Consider the following 26,755-nt stretch of genomic DNA (forward strand, 5'->3'; position numbering starts at 1 on the left):
TCAACACTGGAGAACGTCATGAGCAAGATCGCAATCATTGGTGCCACCGGTCGTGCCGGTAGCCAACTGCTGGAAGAAGCCCTGCGTCGTGGTCACAGCATCACCGCCATCGCCCGCGACACGTCGAAGATCGGCCAACGTGCCGGTGTGGTGAGCAGAAATGTGGATGCCCTGGACGCCGAAGCCTTGCAAGCGGCAGTCGCTGGCCATGACGTGGTGATCAGCGCTGCGCACTTCGCGACCCTTCCTGCCAGCGCCGTCATCGAGCCGGTGCAGAAGGCCGGCGTAAAACGTCTGTTGGTGGTGGGCGGTGCCGGTTCGCTGTTGCTGCCGGACGGAACCCGCGTCATCGACAGCGAGGGTTTTCCGCAGGCGTACAAGGCTGAGGCCAGCGCGGGTGCGCTGTTTCTGGAAAACCTGCGGCAGGAAAAAGAGCTGGACTGGACCTTTGTGTCGCCGTCGGCAGAGTTTGTCGAAGGTGAGCGCACGGGGACGTTTCGGATCGGCAAGGATGATTTGCTGGTGAGTAGCGAAGGGCGGAGCTGGATTGCTTTTGCTGATTATGCGATTGCGATGCTGGATGAAGTGGAAGTGCCAAAGCACCCTCGGCAGCGGTTCACCGTCGGTTATTGAGTTCACTGAAAACCTGTGGGAGCGAGCTTGCTCGCGATGGCGGTGGGTCAGTCGACATATTCGTTGAATGATCAACCGCTATCGCGAGCAAGCTCGCTCCCACAGGATGCGCGCCAATCCTGCAGGGCTCAGCGGCTCTGAGCCTGCTCCACCAACCATCCCATCAACTCACGCAGCTTCGGCGAAGGTCCGGGTTTCTCGGGGAAAACCAGGTAATACGCCAACCCCGTCTTCACCTTCAATTCAAACGGCATGACCAGCCGCCCCGCACTCAAATCATCGCCAATCAACGACCAATCCCCGATCGCCACGCCTGTCCCTTGGGATGCCATCGACATCGCCAGGTCCAGCGTTTCGAAATGCTGACCCTTGGCGACATTGCTCAAGCGAATATCGGCGGTGGCCAGCCAGGCCTTCCAGTCCCGTTCATCCCGGGTCGGGTGCAGCAGCATGTGCTGCTCCAGATCCTCCGGCGTCAGCAGCGGCACCGGACCTTCGAGCAACGGCTTGGAACAGACCGGCGTCAGCTGTTCATCAAACAAATGTTGAGACACCAATGAGCTGTCCGGCGGTGCGCCGTACATCACCGCTGCATCGAATTGCTCGCGATGAAAATCCACGCCGTGTTTGACCGTGGTGGTCAATTCCACCGGCACATCCGGGCGTTCCCGTTGCCACTGCAACAACCGTGGCAACAGCCAGCGCATGACGCACGTCGGGGCCTTGAGTTGCAGGGTTTCGCGCTTCTCGCCGATCTGCTCCACCGCCTCGTCGATCAAGCCGAAAATCTGCTGGACCCGTGGCAGCCATTCCCTTCCTTCGGCAGTCAGGTCAAGGCCTCGGGCCTGGCGAATGAACAGTTCATAACCCAGATGTTCTTCCAGCCCGGCGATCTGCCGACTCACCGCACCTTGGGTGATGTACAGCTGTTCAGCAGCACGGGTGAAGTTGCAGCACTGCGCGGTAATCAGAAAAGTGTGCAGCGCCGGCAGGGGAGGCAATCGTTTCATTGGGATCCAAGGTATGACGTGAGGACATGGCTAGTATGACTTTTTATCCATTGTTGCGGCTACGTGTCGCCCGTTCCAATGAGGTCATCCCTGGACCTGCCCACTCATCATAAACACTGCGCAGGTCCGGCGTCTCAAACGAACAAGAAGGGCAAAGACATGGCGACGTGCGGCGAAGTATTGGTCAAGTTACTCGAAGATTACGGGGTTGAGCAGGTGTTCGGCATTCCCGGGGTTCACACCGTGGAGCTGTACCGCGGGCTCGCCCGTTCGAGCATCAACCACGTCACTCCGCGTCACGAACAGGGCGCCGGTTTCATGGCCGACGGTTACGCTCGCACCAGCGGCAAACCGGGTGTGTGCTTCATCATCACCGGCCCAGGCATGACCAACATCACCACCGCCATGGGCCAGGCCTACGCCGACTCGATCCCGATGCTGGTGATCTCCAGCGTGCAATCGCGCAGCCAGTTGGGCGGCGGTCGCGGCAAGCTGCACGAGCTGCCAAACCAGAGCGCATTGGTCGGTGGCGTTGCGGCGTTCTCCCACACCTTGATGTCGGCGGCTGAATTGCCGGGCGTCCTGGCTCGCGCTTTTGCGCTGTTCCAGGCCGGCCGTCCGCGTCCGGTTCATATCGAAATTCCTTTGGACGTATTGGTCGAAGAGGCCGATGACCTGCTCGCCAGCGTCCCGGTGAACATCGACCGCGCCGGTGCCTCGCCGAGTGCAATCAGCCGCATGACCGCGCTGCTGGCCGGGGCCAAGCGCCCACTGATTCTCGCCGGTGGCGGCGCCATCGATGCCGCGGCCGAGTTGACTGAACTGGCCGAACTGCTGGACGCCCCGGTAGCCCTGACCATCAATGCCAAAGGCATGCTCGAATCAAACCATCCGTTGCTGATCGGCTCGACCCAAAGCCTGGTCGCGACTCGTGCTTTGGTGGCTGAAGCGGACGTGGTATTGGCAATCGGCACCGAACTGGCCGAGACCGATTACGACGTGACCTTCGCCGGCGGTTTCGAGATTCCCGGCGTGCTGTTGCGTGTAGACATCGACCCCGACCAGACCGTGCGCAACTACCCGCCGAAAGTCGCGTTGGTGGCTGACTCGCGCAACGCGGCTCAAGCCTTGCTGAGCGAACTGTCCCACCACTCGCTGGCTGAGCGCCGTAACGATTGGGGCCAGGTCCGTGCCGCACGCTTGCGCGACGAACTGGCTGCCACCTGGGATGCTCCGACCCTGGCCCAGACCCGCTTCCTGGAAACCGTCTTGCACGAACTGCCAAACGCAGTCTTCGTCGGCGATTCGACCCAACCGGTGTACACCGGCAACCTGACGTTCAACCCGGAGCGCCCGCGTCGCTGGTTTAACTCGTCCACCGGTTACGGCACCCTCGGTTACGCCTTGCCGGCAGCGATTGGCGCCTGGCTCGGCGGCAGCGTTGAAAACGGCGCGCGTCCTCCAGTGGTGTGCCTGATCGGCGACGGCGGCCTGCAATTTACCTTGCCGGAACTGGCCAGCGCCGTTGAAGCGCGCACCCCGGTGATCGTCCTGCTGTGGAATAACCAGGGCTACGAAGAGATCAAGAAATACATGGTCAACCGCGCCATCGAGCCGGTTGGCGTCGACATCTACACCCCCGACTTCATTGGTGTGGCCAAGGCGCTGGGCTGTGCAGCCGAAGCCGTCTGCGGTGTCGAGCAACTGCGCAGCGCTCTGCGCGCCGCTGCCGATCGCCAGGGGCCGACCCTGATTGAAATCGATCAGGCTGTGTGGATGAAGGCGGTGTCGAAATGACTTTCCGCATGACTTTCCCAACGGCACTCAACGGTCTGTTCATCGACGGCCAATGGTCCGCTGGCAACGAACACCTGCGCGTGATCAACCCGGCAACCGAAGCCCTGTTGACCACAGTTAACGGCGGCGATGAGCTGGCGGTCGATCAAGCCGTCACTGCCGCATCCAATGCCTTCACGGAATGGTCGGAAACCACCGGCACCGAGCGCGGCGCGATCCTGCGCAAAATTGCTGTGGGCGTGCAGGCCGGTCGCGAACAGTTGATGCATTTGCAGTCGAGTAACAACGGCAAGCCGCTGTTTGAAGCCGCCATCGATGTCGACGACGTGATCGCCACCTTCGAGTACTACGCAGGTTTAGCCGAAGGTCTCGATGCCAAGCAAGACAGCAATGTGGAGCTGCCAACCGACGACTTCAGCGCTCGTGTGCGCCGCGAACCCTGCGGTGTGGTCGGCCTGATCGTGCCGTGGAATTTCCCGATGGTCACCACCGCCTGGAAACTCGCCCCGGCCCTGGCCGCCGGTTGCTGCGTGGTGCTTAAGCCGTCCGAAGTGACACCGCTGCCAGAACTGGAACTGGCGACGATCATTGCCGAGGCCGGTCTGCCCAAGGGTGTGTTCAACCTGGTCTGCGGAACTGGTTTGGCGGTCGGCGCGCCGTTGTCCGCTGACCCGCGCATCGCCAAGATTTCCTTCACCGGCAGCAACGCCGTCGGTGTTCAAGTTATGCAACGTGCCGCAGAAACCGTGAAGGGCGTGAGCCTGGAACTGGGCGGCAAATCCTCGCTGCTGGTGCTCAAGGACGCCGACCTCGAATTGGCCGTCGAAGTGGCCTGTGGTGGCGGTTTCTTCAATGCCGGGCAGATGTGTTCGGCCACCAGCCGCGTGCTGATCGCCGATGAACTGGCGGACGAATTCCTCATCCGTTTGAAAGCCCGCGCCGAAGCCATTCGTGTAGCCGACCCGTTCGACCCGAACGTGGAAATGGGCGCGCTGGTCAATCAGGCGCAATACCAGCGTGTGCTGGGCCACATCGATCGTGGTTTGAGTGCTGGCGCCAAACTGGTTTGCGGCGGCAATCGTCCGGCAGACCTGTCACGCGGTTATTTTTTGCAGCCGACGATTTTCACCGAAGTGCCCCTCGACAGTGCGCTGTGGTGTGAAGAGATATTCGGGCCGGTGATCTGCGTACGCAGTTTTGCCACCGAGGCCGAGGCGATTGCCTTGGCCAATGACAGCCAGTTCGGTCTGGTGGCCAGCGTGGTCACCCGCGACGCCGAAGCGGCAGATCGGGTCGCCAACGCTTTGCAGGCGGGGCTTGTGTGGATCAACGCGCCGCAAGTGATCTTCCCGCAGACCGCTTGGGGTGGCTACAAACAGAGCAGCATCGGCCGCGAATTGGGGCCGTGGGGTTTGCAGGCTTTCCAGGAAATCAAACACGTGATTCGAGCGGTCTGACTACTCGAAAGGGTCAGTGCATGCCTCGGCTTATGTTTCAAAAAGCGTGGCATGCGCTGGCGTCATGGCTTCAATGAGTTTTTATCGATAGTCAGGTTTTTTGCACGACCTCAGGATGAACCCGTCGGCTCAGCGCAAACCCCGTGAATACGGGGGCTTGGAGCAGATCTGGCGGCGCAGATGCAACGGTTGCGACCAGCCTCATACCTACAAAAACAAAGGGAGTCCGTAATGGGCGAGCATGATCTGAACAGACGTCAATTCATCAAAACCGTGGGCGTAGCCTCGGTGGCAGCGGCCGCCATGAGCATGCCGTTCATCAAGGCTAACGCCAGCGACACACGCTTTGCGGGCAAGACCCTGCGTTTGCTGACCTGGTCCGATGACACCGGCTTGGCAGCCCTGCGCAACATCGCCGCGACCTTCGAAGACAAGTACGGCTGCAAGGTCATCGCTGACCGTACCGGCAGTACCTCGGAAATGGTCGCCAAACTCAAGGCCGGCGGTGATCGTCCGCAGTACGACATCATCACCCTGGCAGGCGTCGGCGCCGAAGGTCTGGCCGCGGCCAACCTGCTGGAAAAACCCGATCTCAACCGCATCCCGAACCTGGTCGATGTACCGGAAAAATACCGCACCGGCGCCAATGGCCACGGTATCGGTTACCTGCTCTGGTGCAACAGCCTGGTCTACAGCACGCGCACTCAGAAAGAAGCGCCGGACAGCTACGCCGCCCTGTGGGACGCGGACCTGGCACCGAACATCTTCCTGCCGCCGCCAAACTGGACCGAGGCCATGGACCTGATCATCATCGCCGCCAAACTGGCCGGTGGTGACGAACACAACATTGAGCCGGGCTTCAAGAAACTCGCCGAGCTGAAAGATCGCGTGGTAACCCTGGGTGAAAACCCGAACCAGATCGCCGAGCTGTTCCGCACCGGTTCCCTGGACATGGGCGGCCTGTACGCGCCGGCATTCTTCCCGAAACAGATCCGCGATCCGGCCTACGGTCTGAGTGCAACCTTTGGCATGAAGGAAGGTTTCTACACCGACTTGATGCAATCGGTGATGCCGAAGAACCGTCCGGGCGACACCGACATGGCGTACGCCTTCATCAACCACTCTCTGGACCCGTTGGTGCAGGGCAAGATGGCTGAAGACATCTACAACGGCCCGGTCAACGCCAAGGCGATCATCTCCGCCGAAGCGCGCAAGAGCCCGTTCATCCTCACGCCAGAGCAGATTACCGAGAAGGCGATCATGCACGACAACGCCTTCCTGGCCACCGTGCATGACCAATGGATTCGTCGTTACACGGAAATCTTTTCTTCCTGATCCGTAGGAGCTGCCGAAGGCTGCGATCTTTTGATCCTGCTCTTCGGTGGCTCTGAAAAAGATCAAAAGATCGCAGCCTTCGGCAGCTCCTACAGGGCCGGGCGCGAGATATTCCTGATCTGCCATTGACGAGACCCTTGCTATGGAACACCAACCTCTGACTCATCCGGTCGCCGTCGCTCCAGTGCGCACCAAACGGGGTGTTTCGCCGACGACGCGTGCCTGGTTTTTTCTCTCGCCGTCGATGCTGTTTCTGGGCGTATTGATCGCCGCCAGCTTGCTGGTTCTGCGCATGAGCGTGGGCACCAAAGGCGCGGAATGGACCGGGTTCAGCCTGGCCAGTTACGCCCAACTGCTGGAACCGTATTACCTCAAATCCTTGCTGCTGACCCTGCGTCTGGCCCTGATCAGCGCAGTGATTGCGGTCGTATTGGCGATCCCGGTGGCCTACACCATGTCGCGGCTGACCTCACCGTTCGTGCGACGGATCTTCCTCGCCGCGGTGCTGCTGCCATTGCTGGTCAACCTGCTGCTGCAAAGCTACGGCTGGCTGGTGATTCTGGGACCTGGCGGGATGCTCAATCAGGCGTTGATGGGCCTGGGCCTGATCAAGCGCCCAATCATGCTGCTCTACAACCAGAACGGCGTACTGATGGGCCTGGTGCAAACCGCGTTCCCGTTGGCCGTGCTGCCGATTGCCAGCGCCATGCGCGGCGTCGCTCGCACTTATGAAGAAGCCGCTGCAACCCTGGGTGCCAGCCGTTTGCAGGTGTTCCGCCAGGTGGTGCTGCCGATGAGCATGCCGGGGATCATCACGGGCGCGACGTTGGTATTCGCCTACAACGCCAGCAGCTTTGTGGTGCCATTGCTGCTCGGTGGCCGACGCGTGCCGATGCTGGCCGTGATGGTGCATGACCAGATCGCCCCGCTGATGAACTGGCCCGCCGCCTCCGCTGCCGGTGTGGTGCTGATTGTCACCACGCTCGCGATCATGACCTTGTCCGAATACATCACTGGCCGTCGTCGGCGCATGCTGGAGGCTTCCCAATGAGCACCCTGATCAAGAAACGTTATGGGCTGCTGCCCGGCGAGACCGGCAAGTTTGCCGGCATCCTGTCGGGCTTCATCCTGCTGCTGGCGGTGTTGCCGATCCTGACCATGATCGTGATGTCGTTCAGCGGTGCGTCGAACCTCGACTTCCCGCCGAGCAGCTACAGCCTGCAATGGTACAAGGCTGCCTGGCACACCTTCGTGTCGCCGGATGCCAGCGATGTGCTGAGCCTCGGCAAGGCCATGACCACCAGCCTGATGGTGGCGTGCCTGACCATGGTGTTTGCAACGATCATTGCGGTGCCGGCCGCTTATGCCCTGACCCGTTGCGAGTTCCGCGGCAAAGCCGTGGCGCTGCAATTGATGTCGCTGCCGCTGGTGTTTCCGATGGTGGTGTTGGGCCTGGCGTTGCTGCTGGTGTTCGACAGCCTGCCGTTCCAGATGACCACCTCGCGGCTGGTGATTGCACACGTGATCCTGGCGCTGCCGTTCGTGGTGAAAAACTGCACCGCCGCGATGCTCTCCATTGGCAGCGAAGTCGAAGAAGCCGCGCAGATGCTTGGCGCTTCACCGACCCGGGCGATTATCGATGTGGTGGTGCCGCTGATGAAGTCGGGGATTCTGGCGGGGATGCTGCTGGCGTTCATCGTCTCGTTCAACGAATTCACCGTGACCTACTTCCTTTACACCATCGACGTCATGACCGTGCCGATCTGGATGTACAGCCGCACCGTGTCATCGCTCGACCCTACCGTTTTCTCGTTTGCCGTGCTGATCGTGCTGATCGACTTCGTCCTTATATGGGCGTTGGAGAAGCTGGTTGGTGAAGGTGGCGTTTCGTTCTGATTCTTGAGGTGCAACATGACTGGTCTGATTCTGGAAAACGTCGAGAAACATTACGGCTCGGCCTGCGCGGTAAAGGATGTAAACCTGCATTTGCCTGAGGGCAAACTGGTGTGTTTTCTCGGCCCGTCGGGCTGCGGCAAAACCACGTTGCTGCGAATGATTGCAGGGCTCGAAACCCTGAGCGGCGGCGAGATTCGCCTGGACGGTGAAGACATCGGCCACACCCCGGCGCATCAACGCAATTTCGGCATGGTGTTTCAATCGCTGGCGCTGTTTCCGCACATGACGGTGGGGGAGAACATTGCCTATCCGCTGAAACTGCGCGGGGTCAGCAAGGCCAATCAGCAGGCGCGGGTGGTGGAGTTGCTCGAGCTGATTCAGCTGAGCGAGATGATTGATCGCCCGGTGGCCAAACTCTCCGGCGGTCAACGTCAGCGCGTGGCGATTGCCCGGGCGATTGCCTCGCGGCCGAAAATCCTGCTGCTGGATGAGCCGCTGTCGGCGCTCGACGCCAAGCTGCGCGAGTCGATGCAGGTGGAAATCCGTCAGCTGCAACAACGCTTGAACATCACCACCATCCTGGTGACCCACGACCAGCGTGAAGCCATGACCATGGCGGATATCGTTGTGGTATTGGGTGAGCATCGCGTGCAACAAGTGGGCACGCCGATTGAAATCTATCGTCACCCGGCCAATGAATTTGTTGCGGACTTTATCGGCTCGGGGAATATCTTCCCGGCCACGGCACTGGGCAACGGGAAGGTCGGGTTGCCGGGTGGCGAGGCGCTGGAAGTGCCGATCTGCAGCAGCATCGTGGTGGGTGAGAAAGTGAAGATGCTGATTCGCCCTGAGGACCTGCAACTGTCGCATCCACAGGCGACGGCGGGGAATCGGTTGCTCGGTAAGGTGACGTTTGTGCGTGATATTGGCGCGACGATTGAGACGACCGTGGAGTGTTCCGGGGTGTCGTTTACGGCGTTGAGCACGCCGTGTCAGGGGTTTGGGTTGAGCATTGGCAATCCGGTGTCGGTGACCCTTCCAGCTGAGGCGTGCCGCGTACTCGGTGCCTGACATTAGAGGTGGATTGACTGTACCGGCCTCTTCGCGAGCAAACCCGCTCCCACATTGGACCGGTGTACACCAGACCCCTGTGGGAGCGGGCTTGCTCGCGAAGGGGCCGGCACAAACAACACACGATTCAGCTAGACCATCAACCGCAACCGCGCCAAATCCCTTAACGGCGGAGCCCCAAACAACCGGCTGTACTCCCGGCTGAATTGCGAGGGGCTTTCATACCCCACCCGATACCCCGCTGCCGAAGCCTCCAGCCCTTCCGCCAGCATCAACCGCCGCGCTTCTTGCAGGCGCAGTTGCTTCTGATACTGCAACGGACTCATCGCCGTCATCGCCTTGAACCGGTGATGCAACGTCGACACGCTCAGGTTCACTTCCTTCGCCAGATCATCGATGCGCAGCGGCTGTTCATAGTTGCCGTTGAGCCATTTGATCGCCTGGCTGATGCGATGGCTCTGGCTGTTGGCGATAGCGATTTCGTACAGCCGATGGCCCTGCTGGCTGCGCAATAGCCGATACAGAATTTCCCGGCGAATCAGCGGTGCGAGCATGGCGATGTCTTTTGGCGCATCCAGCAAACGTGCCAGACGCAACACCGCGTCAAGCATCGCGGTGTCGATCCGTTCGACATACAAGCCGCGCCCCGTCGGCCGGGTGGGCACCCCGAGAGGACCGGCATCGGCAATCAGCGCAGTGATTTCCGCCGGGTCGATATCCAGCCGCACCGCGAGGATCGGTTCTTCAGACGTGACGTTCACCACGCGCCCGCTCAGTGGCATCGAAACCGACACCACCAGGTAATTCAGCGGATCGTAATTGAAGTATTCATCGGCCAGCCTGACCTCTTTACGGCCCTGCGCCATGATGCACAGCGCGGGTTGCGCCAGTACCGGGGCAAACTCATGGGACTTACTGTGGCGAGACATGAAGAGCGAGCCGACGGCAGTCGCATAAGTGCCATCCTCCGCCGTGTTGTGGCGAATGATAGCGGCCAGTTCCGCTCGCTGTTTCTCCATGTCGGCGTCCAGCGGGGCTTGAAAATGATCGAGCGACGACATGCAAGGCATCCTCGGTGGGGCGTCAGTAATGAGGCGAGCTTAAGTTTGTGCAAGACGAAGCGGTAGATACATCCTGCCTCAACCTTGCCTGATTCTGCACGGAGTGAATTAACGGCACCTCTATGACAGGGCAACCCAAGGAAAACTTGCTTGAAAACTGTGTTTCATCGGTACGAAAGCTTTCACAGGTTGTTCCAGGTTTTTCGAGAAGCCGCGCAGGATTGTGCAACAAGCCGGCAGGAATCGACTAACCGCGATGGAAGGGGCGCGCTTAACCTTGGATCCTGTCGCAGCCCGTCCCACGGTTGCCACTTGAGTACCTGGGAGGGTTGAACATGTCTACGCAGATCCCCGTCAGTCATATGGCCTTTGTCCGCGCCCGCGCCGGGCGTTCGGCGGAACTCGGTGCGCGCCTCAGCGCCTTGATCGAGCCGTCCCGCAGCGCACCGGGTTGCCTGAATTTTGCCCTGCAACATTCGCAATGCGATCCCGAGTTGTGGCTGGTGTCCGGTTTCTGGACCAATCAGCAGGCCATGACCGCTTACTTCAGCACCCCGGCCATGCAGATTTTTGCCGAGTTGGTGCAAGACCTGGTGGTCAACAGCCTGGATTTTCATACCTTCAAGGACGTGTCTGCTGCCCAGGCGCTGGGACAGTCCCAGTCGTGGGTACACAAAATGGCGGGTTGAGGGTTTAATGGCTCAACTCTCAATCAGCCAGGATCCGCGACATGGCACGCAAAGCCTTTGAAACCTTCGAAGCGGTATCTGCCGTAGTACCCCGTGAAGGCGGCTATCACGCCGCAATCGCCACCAAGGCCATCGGTGGTTCGGGTGCACCGCGCTTTCACAAGCTGCTCGAAGAACAGACCTTCAAAACTGCCCGCGAGGCCGATGAAGCCGCCGCGTTGCAGTTGACACACCTCAAAGACGTCAGCGAAGACGGCGACCTGATCTGGTAATTACTTGACCGCCCCCGGGCGATACATCTTGAACAACGCCTCAGGCCCCAGCTGGAAATAGTCCGCTGGCCCGCCGCCGCGCAGAATCGGTTCTGCCGCGGCGGTGTCGTACACCCCATCCTTCAACAGCCACTTGGCGATATGCACGGCGACCACTTCGCCGAGAATCAGCCAGCTCGGCACCACGTTGCCATCGGCCCGCTGCAACTGAATGATCTGCGTGACCTTGCATTCGAAGGACACCGGGCTTTCGGCGATGCGTGGCACCTGAATGATTTTCGACGCTGCCGGGGTTAGCCCGGACAGCTCGAACTCGTTGACCTCAGGTCCGACCATGGCAGAGCACTGGTTCATCTGCTCGGCCAGCGGACGGGTCGCCAGGTTCCAGGCGAATTCGCCGGTTCGCTCGATGTTATTCAGGCTGTCTTTGCGCCCGACACTGGAAAAACCAATGATCGGCGGAATGTAGTTGAACGCGTTGAAGAAGCTGTAGGGCGCCAGGTTCAAGCGACCATCGGCATCCTGGGAGGAAATCCAGCCAATGGGACGCGGGCCGACGATGGCATTGAACGGGTCATGCGGCAGGCCGTGGCCGTTGGCGGGTTCGTAGAAATGGATGTCGTCAGCCATGGCATGGGGTTCCTGAATTCGGTTCGTAGCGAAGACGGCCATAGTGCAAGGGCTGACGGGTAATTTCCAGCGTGAGATCAGTTGGTACGGGCTGCGTCGGTGTGATCGGCGCTGTCGGAAGCGACCTTCGCCGAGTCAGTGCGATCGTTTCCAGCGGAGGCGACTGCAGCGCCACTTCCGGAGGTGAAAGCGGCAGAGCCGGTGCGATCGTAACCGTCAGCGGCGAAGGTACTGGCGGCCAGTACAGAGAGGGTCAGGGCGAGGATCAGTTGGGTTTTCATGGTGTGTACTCCAGGTTCGCTTGCACGATGCAATGAATCGGCGAGGAGAGTCTGTGGAGGGCATTAACCGCTGATTAATTCGCTCTTTTGCTTATGTGACAAATTGTTCATGGCGCACTTATTTGTCTTGACCGCACTCTTTTCAGCGTCAATGAAAAAGGGGCAGACCTTTGCCAGGTCTGCCCCTTTTTTTGTGTCGCTTACGGACTCAGTCCGTCTCGATCCGCGAATGCTTGCGGGTGTCTTTCATGGTCACGTAGACCAGCAACGACACGGCAATACACGCGGTGACATACCAGTAGTAACCGGTTTCCATGCCGATGCTCTTGAACCACAGTGCGATGTATTCAGCGGTGCCGCCGAAGATCGACACGGTCAGCGCGTACGGCAGGCCGACGCCCAGCGCACGGATTTCGGTCGGGAACAGTTCGGCTTTGACCACCGCGTTGATCGAGGTGTAGCCGCTGACAATGATCAGCGCCGCCATGATCAGGAAGAACGCGCCCCACCAGGTCTGAACGGTGTGCAGGGTGGTCAGGATCGGCACGGTGAACAGCGTCCCGAGAACACCGAAGGCAATCAGGATCGGACGGCGACCGACTTTATCCGAGAGCCCGCCAATGATCGGTTGCAGGCACATGAACAGGAACAGCGTGGCGGCGGAAATGGTGGTGGAGTCGGAGATGCTCATGCCGACGGTGTTCACCAGGTATTTCTGCATGTACGTGGTGTAGGTGTAGAACGCCAGGGTGCCGCCCATGGTCAGGCCGACCACGGTCATCAGTTCCTTCGGATGGCGCATCAAGGTGCGCATCGCGCTTTCCTTGGCCTTCTCTTTCTTGGCGAACGACTCGGTTTCTTCCATGCCACGACGCAGGTACAGCGCAACCACGGCACACAGCGCGCCGATGGCGAACGGGATGCGCCAGCCCCAGGCGTACAGCTCTTCAGTGGTCAGGGTCTGTTGCAGCACGATCAGCACTGCCAAAGCGATGAGCTGGCCGGAGATCAGGGTCACGTACTGGAAGCTGGAGTAGAAGCCGCGACGTTCCTTGGTCGCCATCTCGCTGAGGTAAGTCGCCGAGGTGCCGTACTCGCCACCGACCGACAGGCCTTGCAGCAAACGGGCGAAAATCAGCAGGATCGGTGCGCCGATGCCAATGGTTTCATAACCTGGGCTCAGGGCGATCAGCAGCGAGCCGAAACACATCAGGTACACCGAAGCCATCAGTGCTTTCTTGCGACCAGCCTTGTCGGCGTAGAGGCCCATCAACCAGCCACCGATCGGGCGCATCAGGAAGCCCACGGCGAAGATCGCGGCGGTGTTCAGCAGTTGTGCGGTGGTGTCGCCTTTGGGGAAAAAGGCCTTGGCGAAGTACAGGGAGAAGGCGGCGTAGACGTACCAGTCGTACCACTCGACCATGTTGCCGACAGAGCCGCTGAAGATCGATTTGATGCGACTGGCAGTGGTTCTTTCTTTGGCAGGCGAAGCTGCCGACCCAAGAGGCAGGGATTGTGAGTTATCCATGACGGATCCTTCATTTAATTGTTTTTGTGGAGCGCGTTGAAACGCAGCCTGCTTGGGCTATAGCAGGAGATGTGCCAAAGGGAGGAGGGCCGGTTTAGAGGGGGTAGCGAGTTTTATTGAGCGGAAATCCGCTTATTCAGGATCGGGTGCGAGCGGAAAACCGCTTATTCAGGCGTGGGATTGCTTCGTCAGTGCTGGCCCCTTCGCGAGCAAGTCCGCTCCCACATTGGATCTACGGTGAACACAGAATTTGCCTACACCTCGAATCAACTGTGGGAGCGGGCTTGCTCGCGAAGAGGCCAGTTCAGGCACCACAAAAATCAGCTGTCTTGCAAAAACATCTCGCGGGTCAGGCCATGCCGCTGCATCTTTTCATTAAAGGTCCGGCGCGGCAGTTGCAGCTCTTCAAGCACCGCTTTCACATCGCCCTTATGCCGGGTCAACGCCGCGCGCAGACAATGCGCTTCAAAGGTTTCCTGCTGCGCCGCCAGCGATTGCCCAGGATCGATCCCCACCGGTTCCGGCTCGCCCAGTCCCAACACTTGCCGCTCAGCAACGTTCGCCAGTTCGCGCACATTGCCTGGCCAGTCGTGGCTCAGCAGGTGGCTCAACTGCGGGCCGCTCAGCGGTGGAAAAGTCCGCCCCAAACGCTCGGCGGCATTGTGCGCAAACGACTCGAACAACAATGGAATGTCTTCACGCCGCTCGCGCAACGGCGGCAGCCGCAACTCGGCCACGTTCAACCGATAGGCGAGGTCTTCGCGAAAGCGTCCGGCCCGGGCTTCGTCGAGCAAATCGGGTTTGGTCGCTGCAATGATCCGCAAATCCACGCGGATGCTCTGATTGGAGCCCAACCGCTCCAGCTTCTGCTCCTGCAACACCCGCAGCAATTTCACCTGCTGGGCCAGCGGCATGCTTTCGATTTCATCGAGAAACAGCGTGCCGCCATCGGCGTATTCGAGCTTGCCGATGCGTTTGCCCGAGGCGCCGGTGAACGCGCCGCTCTCGTGACCGAACAACTCGGCCTCGAACAACTGCTCGGGAATCGCCGCGCAGTTCAATGCCACAAACGGTTTGTCGGCACGCGGACCAAAGTCGTGCAGGCAACGGGCAACCAACTCCTTGCCGCTGCCGGTTTCACCGCGGATCAACACATTGACCGGCAGCGTCGCCAGGTCCAGCACTTGCCGACGCAGCGTCTGCAAACCACGGGACACGCCCAGCAGCGTCGCATCGAGTTTGGCGCGGTTGTCCGCCTGCTCGTGCAGGGCGCGGTTCTCCAGCACCAGCCGCCGCTTGTCCAGCGCACGGCGCAGACTGCCGAGCAGGGTTTCGGGGCTGAAGGGTTTTTCAAGGAAGTCGTAGGCGCCATCGCGCATCGCTTCGACCGCCATCGGCACATCGCCATGACCGGTCAGCAGAATCACCGGCAAGTCGGCGTCGCGCCGCTGAACCTCGGCCAGCAGTTCCAGGCCGGTCATGCCCGGCATGCGCACGTCGCTGAGGATCACCCCGGGGAAATGCTTCGGCAGCTGCGCCAGGCATTCATCGGCGCGGCTGAACAATTGCACCTCGAACCCCGACAGGCTCAGCCATTGTTCGACGGCGCTGCGAATACTGCTTTCGTCGTCGACCACCATCACTGAATTCAGCATGAGCCAGGGGCCTCCAGGTCGATGGGCAAGGTCACGGTGAACACCGCGCCGTTTGCATGATTGTCGGCGCTCAGGCGTCCGCCCGATTCGTGAACGATGGCAAAGGATACGGCCAGCCCGAGGCCCAGGCCATCACCCACCGGTTTAGTGGTGAAGAACGGATCAAACACGTTGGCCAAGTGCTCTTCGGCAATGCCGCCCCCGTTGTCGGTGACGGTCAGGCGCCAGAGTTGTTCGTCGGCTTCGAGACGGATTTCCAGGCGTTTGCAGGGTTTGTCCTGCATGGCGTCCAGGGCATTGCGCAGCAAATTGATCAGCACCTGTTCCAGGCGAATCGCATCGCCACGCACCCAGGCCGGACGTGTCAGGTGCAGCACGGTGCTGACCTGTTCGTCACGCAAACGCGCGTCGAGCAGCTGCAACGACTGGTCGACCACCGCCGCCAGGTCCAGACGTTCGCGCAGGCCGCTGGGGCTTTTGCGGGCGAAGGTTTTCAGGTGACCGGTGAGGGCGGCCATGCGCGTCAGCATCTCATCCACCGGTCTGAGTGCTTTGTAGGCGTCGTCGACTCGGCCGTGATCGAGCAACAGCCTCAGAGTAGCAAGCTGCATGCGCTGGGCGGTCAGCGGCTGGTTGATTTCATGGGCCAGCGCGGCAGACATCTGACCGAGGGCGGCGAGTTTGGCCGATTGCACCAGACCGTCCTGAGCGGTGCGCAGGTCGCGAGTGCGTTCTTCCACCAGTTGTTCGAGCTCTTCGCGACTGCGCTGGCGCAGCTTGGCCAGACGCCAACGCTGATTGAGGAACAGCAACAAAAACACCACGGCCAGCCACAACCCGGCGGCGGCGAGCCCGGCGTTGCGGCTGTCTTCGAACGCGACTTGCGGGCGGCGCAGCAGGTGCAACGTCCAGCCTTCAGTGCTCAGCGGCAGCGATTCCCACAGGTAATTCGCCGTCCCGTCAGGACCCACGACCCGCGTCAGATCACTGTTGTCGTCGAAGCGCCGCACCGATTGATACTCGAGCGGTGTCAGCGGTTGTTTGTCGTATTGGCGGGTGGCCTTGAGTTCGGCGTGATCGCTGTCACTCAGCGGTTTCAACAGCCGATAGCGCCAGCCCGGCTGATTGGCGATGAAGATGATCCCGCGTGCATCGCTGACCAGCAGCGTGTCGCTGCCCTGACGCCATTCGCGTTCCAGCTCCGGAAACTCGAGTTTGACCACCATCGCGCCGAGGAACTGACCGTTGTCATCGGTGACCGCGCTGGACAGGAAGTAACCGGGAATCCCGCTGGTCACGCCCACCGCGTAAAAGCGCCCGGTGCCCTGAGTGCGGGTCTGGCTGAAGTAGGGGCGAAAACCGTAGTTGTGGCCGACGTAACTGCTGGGCAAACGCCAGTTGCTGGCGGCGACGGCAAGGCCGGTGTGATCGAGCAGTTCCAGGGTGGAGGATTCGGCTGCGCCGTTGATTTTTTCCAGTTTCAGATTGAGCGCCGCTTGCTGTTCGGCGTCGACAGGGCCGGCCAGCGCCGAACGCAACTGCGGATCGAGCGCCAGTACGGCGGGCAGGGCGCGGTAGCGATCGATCAGGGTGTGCAGGGACGTCGCGTACAACGCCAGTTGCTGATTGGCACGGGCAGCGTGTTCCACCAGAGCCTGACGTTCTGCGTGACGAATGGCCAAACCGGCCGCGAGGGCCGCGCCGGCGAGGATCAACAGGGTATACAACGACAAACGCATGGCACGAGCAGTTGGAATCATGCTGTAAAAAACACTGGGAATACGGGCGCGCACGATAGCATGCCGTCCGAGCTTGTTGCCGATGCACGACCCTCCACCGCACCTTGATTGGACGCCAGTCGATAGGTGTAGCGGGGCTAGGTTGCTCTTCTTCGGTTCCTTTCCAGAAACCTGTTATCCGTGGTGCCAGCCTCTTTGTAGAGGTGCATACGTTTCTGGCTCCGCTCTATCTTGGCTAGGGTGACCTTGGTTAGTTTCTCCAGACCGGCGAGATGAATGGGCTGGAGCATACTTTTAGGCGTCATGTTATTCACGTTGGGTATTATGTCGGCGGGGTAAATGACGTTGGTGCCCAACTGTTCAAAGTTGGCTTTAGCTTTAGCCCAGCGTTGTTCGGTGGTGGTTTTCCAGTCACCGAGCATTTTTTCGATTTTTTCGATTTTTTCGATTTTTGGAAGAGTGAGTCCGTTCTTGATGTCCTCCGCCTCCTGAGCCCGAGAACCCAAGGCCATTAGTGCGTTGACACCAGGGACCACCGAACCAATGAATCGACCAAAGAACACGAGCATTCCCTGGTCGAGGACACTGTCGTCGTCGCTGCTCACATCGAGCCCCGCCTGGCGATCAATCTCGGCGATGGTCATTGTTGATGTTTGCGGTAAGAGTGGACGCACCAGCTTGAAAGGCGCACGGATCGTTACCTCTGATTCGCCGCCCAGATCGCCACCGGCGTTTCCTCCGATAAAACCGACGGCAAAGGGATCAAGGTTGATGTCGGCTCCAGGTAATAGGCTGCCGACTGCCTCGCTGCCGAAGAAGCCACCAAAGAACGCGGCCGTAGCGCTTAGGCCTTCGCCCAGTGTATTTCTCAGCAGACTCTTTGCAATACCGCTTCTACCGGCGATGTTTTCGATTTGCCTGTGGGTTGGAATGACGTTTGAGGCGAGGCTCGAAATGAAAAGCGCATAACTGTGGATTTCGTGTTTTTCTTTTTGTGTTCCGTTGCTGTCCACGTAAAGCAGCGGGTTATTCCCCACAAATGCATACAGATTGAGCCCATCCACATCGCCCGCCGGATCGGCGCTGATCCAGCGTTGTAGCCACGGCGCGAAATAGCGCCGCCCGTAGTAGTAAAGCCCACTGATATCCATTTCCTTACCCGAATACCGAATGGTTTTATAGTCGGCCTCCACTGTTGAACGAGCCGCCCACCAGGCCGTCCCGCCATAAGGGTAATACCCTTCGTGGCTGATGATGGCGGCGTTTTTGTCCAGCTCCAGGGTACTGGAACCCAAATGATCGTTAAGGCTGTAGCGCAGTTGATCGGCCTCGATAAGATCGGGTTTGCCCTTGACCCAGTGCAGGCAACGTACGTTGCCGTAGCCGAGGGGCACGCTGATGACGTGGAGTTCTTCGCTGTCGTCCAAGGTGCGGATTTCCACGTTGGGCAAGTAACGCGCTTCCCGGCGATGGGCCACGGTTTTGGCCTGCGCGAGGTGGACTTTGCGCACTCGCGCGCCCTGGCTGTCGTAGCGGTAGTACTCACCGTCGTTGGCGGCATTGTCGCGGTAGACGGTGATCAGTTCCTGTAACTGATTGCGCCCATCCCAGGTTATGGGCTGCGTGCCGGGCATCAGGGTTTGCAGGTTGCCGTTACGGTCGAAGCGGGTCTTGAAGTCCGGAACCGGGTCACCTTCCTGCCAGGGCACGGCGCGGTTGCTGTCGTCGGCGACGCGCATCGTCCGGGTGTAGTGGTTGCCTGAGCGCTGGTGGCGCAGCACGGTGAGATTGCCACCCTCGTCGTATTCGTATTCCTGGGTGTAGTTGAGCAGCAGGCTCGGATCGATAGGGCTGATCAGGTCGGGCAGGCCCGGGCGAACGCTCGCACCAACGGCTTCACGGCCACTGGCGCTGGTGAGTTGGTAAAGGCTGTCGTAGGTGTAGGTGGTTTCGGGCGCTACCCGCTGATTGTCGAAATACCCCACGGTCTGAAGGTGGTCCATCAGCAGGGAGATGTTGCCCACTGGGTCGTAGCTGTAGCTCAGGTTCTGCAGCGGGGCTTTGCCCGGGGCTGCCGCGCTCAGGTGTGACAGTCGGCCGCTGTCGGGTTCGAAGGTGGCGAGGGTGGTGACACGGTTGCCGGCAGTCTGGCTGAGTAGCTGGCCTGCCGCGTTGTAGTCCGTGGCCGTGAGCAATTGCTGGGCGTCCTTGTCTTGCACGGTCAACTCAATAGCGTGGAGTTGGCCGGCGCGGTTGAAGCTCCAGCGTTGCTGATGGTCACCGGCGTCGGTCTGGCGAATCAACTCGCCCAGCGGGCTGTAACGCTGGCGGGTGATGTAACGTTTGTCGGGCTCCAGCAAGGTGTCTCGTGCAGCCTCATCCAGGGGCCAGTCGGCCATTTGCGCATCGGGCAGAAAACGCCGGGTCTGGCTGATCACCTCACCGGTCAGGGCGTGTTGATCGAGCAGCAACACCCCGGCCGCATCGTCATGGCGCAGCAGTTGGCCACACTGGTTGCGGGCGGCGAACTCGGCGGCATCGTTGGCGTAACTCAGGCGTTCCAGGGTCTGCGAAGGTTGCCCGTTGGTCTCTTCATGAACGGCCACAGGTCGCCGTTGCTTGTCGTACTCAATGCGCCAATGACTGCCTCGGCCATCCCAACTTTCCACGGCTTGCTGTGCCTCGCCCGGCAAACCCAGGCGCCATCCGGCGTCCACGCTGTCGGTGCACAATGCCGCCCCGGACAGGCTGTGAAGGGTCACCAGGTTGGGCACCTTCAAGCGTGGGTCGCGTTGCGCCACCTGCCTTCCTGCTGCGTCGTGTTGCTGGCGGGTGATGTGCGCGATGGGGGCATCGATGACCACTCGGCGCAGATAGCTCACTTGGCGCACGGGCAGGCCGCGGCTGTCGCTGACGCTCAGGGTTGGGGTATGGTGATGGACACTGTTCATCCCGCGGTCCGTTTTTTCCGCTGCGTGGGTGGCGGATCAAACAAGTCGTTTTCATCGAAGGCGATGGTGTACCAGCAGCGGTAGCGCTGTTCCCGGCGCAACGGTTTTAGTTCCGAGTGTTCACCTTGCGGCATTTTTTTCGCCAGCACGGTGTGCGTCGGCCGGCCGGCGGCGTCGTAGAACTGTTGATCGTGGAAACCGGATTCGCGGATCGCCTCGTCGTTGATGTAGCGGTACACGTTCGCGAAGTACGGTCGATAAATCCGCACCGTTTCTCCCTTGTTGTTGTACTCGACCCGTTCGCTGACCCGCCAGCGCCGCGTCGCATGTGCTTCCTTGGGGCGTCCTGCTTCGTCGAGTTCCAGCTCGCCCTTGTCGCTCGCCACCCAGGCCATGCCCGGCTCGACCTCCTGTTTGGCTTGCAGGGATCGGCCGAAACCATCCCAACAGGCGATGGCCGCACGGATTTGCAGTTTGGGGTCACCGGGGTAACGGTCGGCCTGCAAGGTCGCGACATGCACCGGTTCTCGATGGGCCTCGTCGATGTATTTTTGTAGCAGTAGCTCGTCCGGCGAAGGCGTTTCCAGGTCTTCGAGGTGCAAACGGGCGCGGGTGCGAATGTGGCCGTTGGGCAGCACAAAGCCTTCAGTGCGAGCCCAGGCCAGTCAAGGTTCCAAAGCAGTTTTTGGAACTTGGCCCATCCAGCTGAAAGGGGCGGAGAAAGTCGCCGTCGCGTAGTCGCCGATAGCGTCCTTGGGCGCGGCGATGGCAGTGTCCGGGCTTCGGTCAGCCGGTGGCTGGTACTCGGCAAGCGGCTCGAAACCCACCTCGACGCCCAATTCGGTGCCATGAAAACTGGTCACCAACACCTCACCAAACGCGTTGTAACGGGCTTCCTGGATATTGCGGTTGGGATCTTCAATGCCTGCGGGCAGGAACGTGCGGTAGTCGGTGTCGAGGATTTTCGTGGTGCAACCGTCCGGCAATGTAACGGCGGTGCTCAGGCACCAGTGCTTGTCGTAATTGACGGTGGTGATGCCGTGGCTCTTGGTCTGCTGGAATTTTTCAACGTTATAAAACCCCGCCAGCTTGTGGTAAGTGGGGAATCCTTTGCGTACCGACCACAAGTAGTTTTTGGCGTCAGTCGGGTCGTCCGGCTCGTCCGCTTCGGAATCAGGCAAGAACCACTCCATGATGTGGTAACCCACTTCAGGCGATTCGAGCTTTTCCTTGAGGTTGAACGGCATGTTGCCGGCTTCGTCCTTGAGCTTGTCGTAGGCATTCAGGGCGGTGACATCCAGTTCGGCGGTTTCCTGATAGTCGGGCAGGGCTTCGAAAATCAACTTGTCCGGGTCCAGTAAATCGCCGGTGGCCGGGTTCTGATACTGCTGCAGGGACAAACCGGTCAGCACTGCTTGAGCTGCCCATTGCCCACCCTCCTGGCTGCGCTCAAGGAAGTTTTCATAGTTGATGTCGGCAGGCTCAAGGTCAGCCTTTTCCAGGACCAGCGCGTTACTGCGCTGACGATAAGGCAGACCCAGCCGCCAACTCTGGAGGTGCTCAAGGTGACGGTACTCGGCCTTGGCCTGAGTCAAATACCAGTTCTGCTGGGCCGGATCGTGAGCGTCCGTCCACCAGGTGTTTTCATAACACTCATCGCGCTCATCACCGGGTTCGCAGACAGTAAAGGGTGGTGTGTCGTCAACGGTTTTGCGCCTGGCGTAATGCACGGTAAAACCGTGGGTCAGGCTGCCGAACTTGTCCCACGTCAGATTGATTGTGTGCTGGACCAACGGGTCGTCGGCGAGCGCCGGTTCATATTGATAGGCGATGCTTTCCAGTGCTAAGGGTTGCAGGACGGCATAAGGTTGGTGGTTACCCTTGGGCCTGAGTTCGCGGATCAGAAAACGATTCTCCGCCACGCTATAAGGCACGGCGGTTGCGGGATCATCGTCGGCGGCAAAGAGCTCGGTTCGCAACACTGAACCGCTGAGGGCACGCGCCATTTCGCGGGCCAGTGATTCATTGGGGACAATAGACCGACCGGCCGCGTCATTGAGGTGGTATTCGTGCAGCAGGGTGTCGCCCAATGGCACGGCCAGCGGGTCACGAGCGTAGTAATCGTCCTCACGCATGTCCACGGCTTTGCCGGTGTGGAACCAGGTTTTGCTGAGGATCGGCGCGGTGAAACCCTCACTTGCGCGTTCGGCGGCCGAGGCTTCGGTGTCGGTTTGCAGCAGCAGGCCGAAGCCGCGGAACTCACGCTCGAAACCGTCGTAAAAGCCTTTGCGATAGGTGAAGCACTGGGTCAGTCGATTGCCGGTGATTTCATCGAGCTGGGTCTGCTGACTGACCAGATGCATGGCGAACGGCAGGTGCGATACCGGGGCTTTGCCAGCCGCGATCGACTCGGCCTTTTCATCCAGCCATTCCTGGGCCGAGCTGCGATAGGTCACGCAGGTGGTGGTGCCCATGTTGTTGTAGCTGGCATTCACCAAATAAGGCTTGGCGTTGACGAAATCGTAGCGCCAGTGCCTGGGGGTCATGTGTGGCACGGTCAGGATCAGGCTGGAACAACCCAGCCCCTGCAAGTCGGCGATGCTGACCTGGCAGAGTCGGTCGTAACGCACTTCAGTGGGCCAAGGTATGTCGACCGATGTCAGATCGAAGCCGTTGCCGCTGTTGTTCATGAACACCCGGAAATAGTCGGACTCCAGATAGATGAGGTCAGCGGCGCCCGAGCCGTCGAGGTCCGCCAGTTGCACCCGCGAGGCGTCGAACTGGTCGTAGTCGAAGGGCAGCGCGCACAGCACGAAGCCTTTGCCGAACCGCCCATGACCCAGGTTCGGCCAGCATTTGACCTCGTTGTGACGGATGCGGATCAAGTGTTGCTGACCGCTGCCCAGCACATCGCTGAAAGCCACCAATTCGGTCTCGGCATTGCTCAGTAACGGCAGTGAATCGTCATCGTGGGGCACATCGGTGCCGTTGGCGAACCCGACCTCTCGACGGCTGGCATACAGGCGCACGCTGCGAGGGCCGATCAGGGTCAGGTCGGTCAAGCCGTCGCCCACCAGATCTGCCAATTGCGCCATGGGATGAAAAAACTCCGTGGGAAATGCCGCGTAGGCCACGAAGTTCGACCAGGCGCGGTCGGGATTGAGAGTAAAGAAACCGGACAAGCCGGGACGGGCGATCACCCAGTCGAGCTTGCCATCGCCGCTCAGGTCGCTGAGGGACTGGCGAATCGGTTTGCTGCTATCGGCTACCGGAACGTGAGGCAATTGCGACCAATTGCCGTAACGCACAACGTCACCGCCGGTCTGGTCGCGCAGGGGCTCGCGGTAATACCAGGCCTGGTCACCGCGAAACAGCACTCCGGGCATCCCTTCGCCATACAAATCCACCAGCTGATAACGTTGCCCGTCATCGAGGCCGGGCACGTCTGGAAACTCGGTATAACCCTCGCGCGCCGGATCGAGCTCGAAGGGGTTGTAGACAAACTCCATGGGCGGGCGACTTTCCATCTGGCCCTGGTTGTCATAAGCCTGGAGGTGAGCGGCGGTCAGATGGTTGTAACCGAGGGGACTCTGGCGGTGTTCGAGCAGCAGGCGCTGGACCAGCACCGGCTCGGCGCCCAGCTCATCGACAAACTGATGAAACATCAGCACCTGCCGGCACAGGCGGCGGGTGCCCAGCTCGAAACCGTAGGCGTAGTTCCAGAAGGGATCGCTGCGTACTTGCCAGTCGTTGACCGGCAGATACGTTGGGACTTGCATCAGGTCGGCGCTGCGTTCGCCGTAGTCGAATAGCAGATGGAAATGCCATTGCACCTCCTTCCAGCCATCGACAGCCCATGAATACAGATCGATGGACGCCTCGGCGTTGCCATACAAGACCCGATTCAGGTAACGCTGCGCGCGGTAGTCGCGAAATTGTGGGCCTTGCGGCGCTTCGACTTCAGCCTGGTACTCATACACCACATGCTCGCCGCGTAGGTTGAGGCTTTCATCGATCATCCAGACGCCGACATGGGTTTTGTCGTTCGGATCGGCCCGGCGCGAGGCTTCGGTTCTGCCATAGCAGTGCAGGCTGCCGTCGGCACCGTGGATCAACCAGAACCCCGCCGGGTTGTCGGGATTGTCGATGTTGGTCCAGTGCTCGATCAAATCAAAGGAGCCTTCGACCCGTGGCCAATAACGCACGACACGATGGTTACCCAGATTTTTAACGTCGTTGTATTCGGACACCTCTCTGAAGAGAATCTCGCCATTGTCAGCCCTCTCGGGCATCCACACATCACCGCTGGGCCCCACCACCTGGTCACTGCCGTCATACCTGGGCACACCGCTGGTAGTGCGCAGGGTGATGGCATTGGTGGTCATTCGCCAGCCGATACCGAACGGGCTGTTGCCCACATCGCTGCTGTAGCCAAGACCCAGGGCGGGCGCCATGCCGCGGATGGGCGCGTTGCTGATTGGCAGCGGCAGTTCCAGCGACGCCGCCCCGCTGGTGCCCACCGCGCCCCAGCCCTTGCCGATGCTTTGGATCGCGCCGCCCCCTTTGGGCAGGGACGGTGCATTGATTTCGAGCGTGCCTTGTTGTTCCGTGGCCATCCAGGTATCCGCCATGACAGAGAGTGCAACGAGTGCTTGCAACTTATCAGGCGAGACTGTTGCTGTGACCTGTCAGATCTGACAGGTCGATGGTATTTCGTTAGACCAAATTGATACGCTTTTGAACACTTTTGATTACTTTTTGTCAGGCATAAAAAAACCGGCCTGTTGTTGCCAACAGGCCGGTTTTTCGCTGCGTAAGGTCGTGCTTACTGCACTTCCACCGCCAGGCTTTCACTGATCTTTTTCTGCCAGATGGCAGGACCGGTGATGTGTACCGACTCACCCTTGCTGTCGACTGCAACCGTCACGGGCATGTCTTTGACGTCGAACTCGTAGATCGCTTCCATGCCCAGTTCGGCGAAAGCCACCACGCGGGATTTCTTGATGGCTTGTGCCACCAGGTAAGCCGCGCCGCCGACTGCCATCAGGTAAACGGCTTTGTGGTCCTTGATCGCTTCGATCGCGGTCGGGCCGCGCTCGGATTTGCCGATCATGCCCAACAGGCCGGTTTGCTCGAGGATCTGACGGGTGAACTTGTCCATCCGCGTCGCGGTGGTCGGACCGGCAGGGCCAACCACTTCTTCGCGCACCGGATCAACCGGGCCGACGTAGTAAATGAAGCGACCTTTGAGGTCAACCGGCAGGGTTTCACCCTTGTTCAGCATCTCGACCATGCGCTTGTGCGCAGCGTCGCGACCGGTGAGCATCTTGCCGTTGAGCAGCACGGTTTCGCCCGGCTTCCAGCTCTGCACGTCTTCCGGGGTCAGGGTGTCGAGGTTCACGCGACGGGCCGACGGGCCGGCTTCCCAGACGATTTCCGGGTAGGCGTCCAGCGGTGGCGCTTCCAGCGAGGCCGGGCCGGAACCGTCGAGCACGAAATGCGCGTGACGGGTGGCGGCGCAGTTCGGGATCATGCACACCGGCAACGAAGCGGCGTGGGTCGGGTAATCCATGATCTTCACGTCGAGCACGGTGGTCAGGCCACCGAGGCCCTGGGCGCCGATGCCCAGTTGGTTGACCTTCTCGAACAGCTCCAGACGCATCTCTTCGATACGGTTCTGTGGGCCACGCGCTTTCAGTTCGTGAATGTCGATGGATTCCATCAACACTTCCTTGGCCATGACGGCGGCTTTCTCGGCGGTGCCGCCGATACCGATACCCAGCATGCCCGGTGGGCACCAGCCGGCGCCCATTTCCGGAACGGTCTTCAACACCCAGTCGACGATCGAATCAGACGGATTGAGCATGGCCATTTTCGACTTGTTCTCGGAACCGCCGCCCTTGGCCGCCACGTCCACTTCCACGGTGTTACCCGGAACGATGGAGTAGTGGATAACGGCCGGGGTGTTGTCCTTGGTGTTTTTACGAGCGCCCGCCGGGTCGGCGAGGATCGAGGCACGCAGGACGTTTTCCGGTAGGTTGTAAGCCCGGCGCACGCCTTCGTTGATCATGTCGTCCAGGCCCATGGTGGCGCCATCCCAACGTACGTCCATGCCCACGCGAACGAACACGGTAACGATGCCGGTGTCCTGGCAGATCGGGCGGTGGCCTGTGGCGCACATCCGCGAGTTGATCAGGATTTGCGCCATGGAGTCACGGGCTGCTGGCGATTCTTCGCGCAGGTAGGCTTCGTGCATCGCCTGGATGAAGTCAACGGGGTGGTAATAGGAAATGAACTGCAGGGCGTCGGCAACGCTCTGAATCAGGTCGTCTTGCTTGATCACGGTCATGAGTCGCGCTCCTCTAAAAGACGGGAACATTCAATAAGGTGCTTGCAGCTTGGGTGCATCGGTCGGTTGCAAGCACCTTTACAAGGCACGCCGGGGCTGCTGGCGCGACGCTAAAAAGGCGCGGCAGTATAACGCGCCTCGGTTCCGGGCACACCCGGCGGTAGTCAATCGTTGGTCGCATACGCAAGTCGGTCGTGTGAACCCGATCCCTGTAGGAGCTGTGTAGGAGCTGTCGAGTGAAACGAGGCTGCGATCTTTTGATCTTGTCTTTAAAAAGCAAAGTCAAAAGATCGCAGCCTCGTTTCACTCGACAGCTCCTACACAGCGTTTACAAGGGGAAGTCAGTCAGCGTTCTGACGCCAGTTTTCCGCCCTTAAAATTGAATGGTCATTTATCAGGCA

At 60.1% G+C, this 26,755-nt stretch carries 17 protein-coding genes and 2 pseudogenes; 9 read left to right on the plus strand and 10 right to left on the minus strand.

What is annotated here, in order from left to right:
* Positions 1–18 precede the first annotated feature (18 nt).
* On the plus strand, positions 19–633 hold the full coding sequence (locus ACMXYH_RS06915; protein WP_415766677.1) for an NAD(P)-dependent oxidoreductase: 615 nt from the start codon (positions 19–21) through the stop codon (positions 631–633).
* Positions 634–761: 128 nt separating this feature from the next.
* Here the strand turns inward: ACMXYH_RS06915 and ACMXYH_RS06920 are convergent, their stop codons facing one another.
* Positions 762–1,643, minus strand: a complete 882-nt coding sequence (locus tag ACMXYH_RS06920; protein ID WP_415766678.1) for a LysR substrate-binding domain-containing protein — start codon at positions 1,641–1,643, stop codon at positions 762–764.
* A gap of 159 nt (positions 1,644–1,802) precedes the next feature.
* On the opposite strand from ACMXYH_RS06920, the gene ACMXYH_RS06925 reads away from it, so the two are divergent.
* The 6 genes from ACMXYH_RS06925 to ACMXYH_RS06950 all read left to right on the plus strand — a co-directional run bounded on the left by ACMXYH_RS06925 (position 1,803) and on the right by ACMXYH_RS06950 (position 9,199).
* Complete coding sequence (locus ACMXYH_RS06925) at positions 1,803–3,440, plus strand: 5-guanidino-2-oxopentanoate decarboxylase (RefSeq protein ID WP_415766679.1); 1,638 nt, start codon at positions 1,803–1,805, stop codon at positions 3,438–3,440.
* 8 nt (positions 3,441–3,448) lie between these two features.
* Entirely contained in the window at positions 3,449–4,897 is a 1,449-nt protein-coding gene (locus ACMXYH_RS06930; RefSeq protein ID WP_415766680.1) for an aldehyde dehydrogenase family protein, read from the plus strand.
* 231 nt (positions 4,898–5,128) lie between these two features.
* The gene (locus ACMXYH_RS06935) at positions 5,129–6,232 is read left to right on the plus strand and encodes an extracellular solute-binding protein (RefSeq protein ID WP_129437944.1); all 1,104 of its coding nucleotides are present in this window, start codon (positions 5,129–5,131) and stop codon (positions 6,230–6,232) included.
* 142 nt (positions 6,233–6,374) lie between these two features.
* Positions 6,375–7,283, plus strand: a complete 909-nt coding sequence (locus ACMXYH_RS06940; RefSeq protein ID WP_415766681.1) for an ABC transporter permease — start codon at positions 6,375–6,377, stop codon at positions 7,281–7,283.
* Positions 7,280–8,128, plus strand: a complete 849-nt coding sequence (locus tag ACMXYH_RS06945; protein WP_129437940.1) for an ABC transporter permease — start codon at positions 7,280–7,282, stop codon at positions 8,126–8,128. The genes ACMXYH_RS06940 and ACMXYH_RS06945 overlap by 4 nt, the downstream gene beginning before the upstream one ends.
* A gap of 15 nt (positions 8,129–8,143) precedes the next feature.
* Entirely contained in the window at positions 8,144–9,199 is a 1,056-nt protein-coding gene (locus tag ACMXYH_RS06950) for an ABC transporter ATP-binding protein (RefSeq protein ID WP_415766682.1), read from the plus strand.
* 131 nt (positions 9,200–9,330) lie between these two features.
* On the opposite strand, the gene ACMXYH_RS06955 is transcribed toward ACMXYH_RS06950, so the two are convergent.
* The gene (locus tag ACMXYH_RS06955; RefSeq protein WP_129437935.1) at positions 9,331–10,260 is read right to left on the minus strand and encodes an AraC family transcriptional regulator; all 930 of its coding nucleotides are present in this window, start codon (positions 10,258–10,260) and stop codon (positions 9,331–9,333) included.
* 335 nt (positions 10,261–10,595) lie between these two features.
* On the opposite strand from ACMXYH_RS06955, the gene ACMXYH_RS06960 reads away from it, so the two are divergent.
* Together ACMXYH_RS06960 and ACMXYH_RS06965 are read left to right on the plus strand one after the other, a co-directional pair.
* A complete protein-coding gene (locus ACMXYH_RS06960) occupies positions 10,596–10,949 on the plus strand; it encodes a putative quinol monooxygenase (RefSeq protein WP_134417483.1) in 354 nt (117 codons plus the stop codon).
* 41 nt (positions 10,950–10,990) lie between these two features.
* Positions 10,991–11,221: a hypothetical protein gene (locus tag ACMXYH_RS06965; protein WP_056741355.1), complete on the plus strand. Its 231-nt coding sequence runs from the start codon at positions 10,991–10,993 to the stop codon at positions 11,219–11,221.
* Here ACMXYH_RS06965 and ACMXYH_RS06970 read toward each other — a convergent pair whose 3' ends face one another.
* The 8 genes and pseudogenes from ACMXYH_RS06970 to ACMXYH_RS07005 all read right to left on the minus strand — a co-directional run bounded on the left by ACMXYH_RS06970 (position 11,222) and on the right by ACMXYH_RS07005 (position 26,354).
* On the minus strand, positions 11,222–11,851 hold the full coding sequence (locus ACMXYH_RS06970; RefSeq protein WP_415766683.1) for a flavin reductase family protein: 630 nt from the start codon (positions 11,849–11,851) through the stop codon (positions 11,222–11,224).
* Positions 11,852–11,937: 86 nt separating this feature from the next.
* Positions 11,938–12,132, minus strand: a pseudogene (locus ACMXYH_RS06975) (hypothetical protein); the annotation flags it as partial.
* A 208-nt stretch (positions 12,133–12,340) separates the two neighbouring features.
* Positions 12,341–13,660: an MFS transporter gene (locus tag ACMXYH_RS06980; protein ID WP_415766684.1), complete on the minus strand. Its 1,320-nt coding sequence runs from the start codon at positions 13,658–13,660 to the stop codon at positions 12,341–12,343.
* A gap of 320 nt (positions 13,661–13,980) precedes the next feature.
* Positions 13,981–15,315 (minus strand): sigma-54-dependent transcriptional regulator, encoded by a 1,335-nt coding sequence (locus ACMXYH_RS06985; protein WP_129437926.1) that lies wholly within the window; start codon positions 15,313–15,315, stop codon positions 13,981–13,983.
* A complete protein-coding gene (locus ACMXYH_RS06990) occupies positions 15,309–17,075 on the minus strand; it encodes a sensor histidine kinase (RefSeq protein ID WP_415766685.1) in 1,767 nt (588 codons plus the stop codon). Before ACMXYH_RS06990 ends, ACMXYH_RS06985 begins: the two co-directional genes overlap by 7 nt.
* A gap of 116 nt (positions 17,076–17,191) precedes the next feature.
* Positions 17,192–20,005 carry an RHS repeat domain-containing protein gene (locus tag ACMXYH_RS06995; RefSeq protein ID WP_415766686.1) on the minus strand — a complete coding sequence of 938 codons (2,814 nt, stop codon included), beginning with the start codon at positions 20,003–20,005 and terminating at the stop codon, positions 17,192–17,194.
* A pseudogene (locus tag ACMXYH_RS07000) lies at positions 20,002–24,621 on the minus strand (SpvB/TcaC N-terminal domain-containing protein). Before ACMXYH_RS07000 ends, ACMXYH_RS06995 begins: the two are co-directional and overlap by 4 nt.
* 209 nt (positions 24,622–24,830) lie before the next feature.
* Positions 24,831–26,354: a fumarate hydratase gene (locus ACMXYH_RS07005; protein ID WP_129437918.1), complete on the minus strand. Its 1,524-nt coding sequence runs from the start codon at positions 26,352–26,354 to the stop codon at positions 24,831–24,833.
* Positions 26,355–26,755: the final 401 nt, after the last annotated feature.

The organism is Pseudomonas frigoris (assembly GCF_047758635.1).
GTDB lineage: Bacteria > Pseudomonadota > Gammaproteobacteria > Pseudomonadales > Pseudomonadaceae > Aquipseudomonas > Aquipseudomonas frigoris.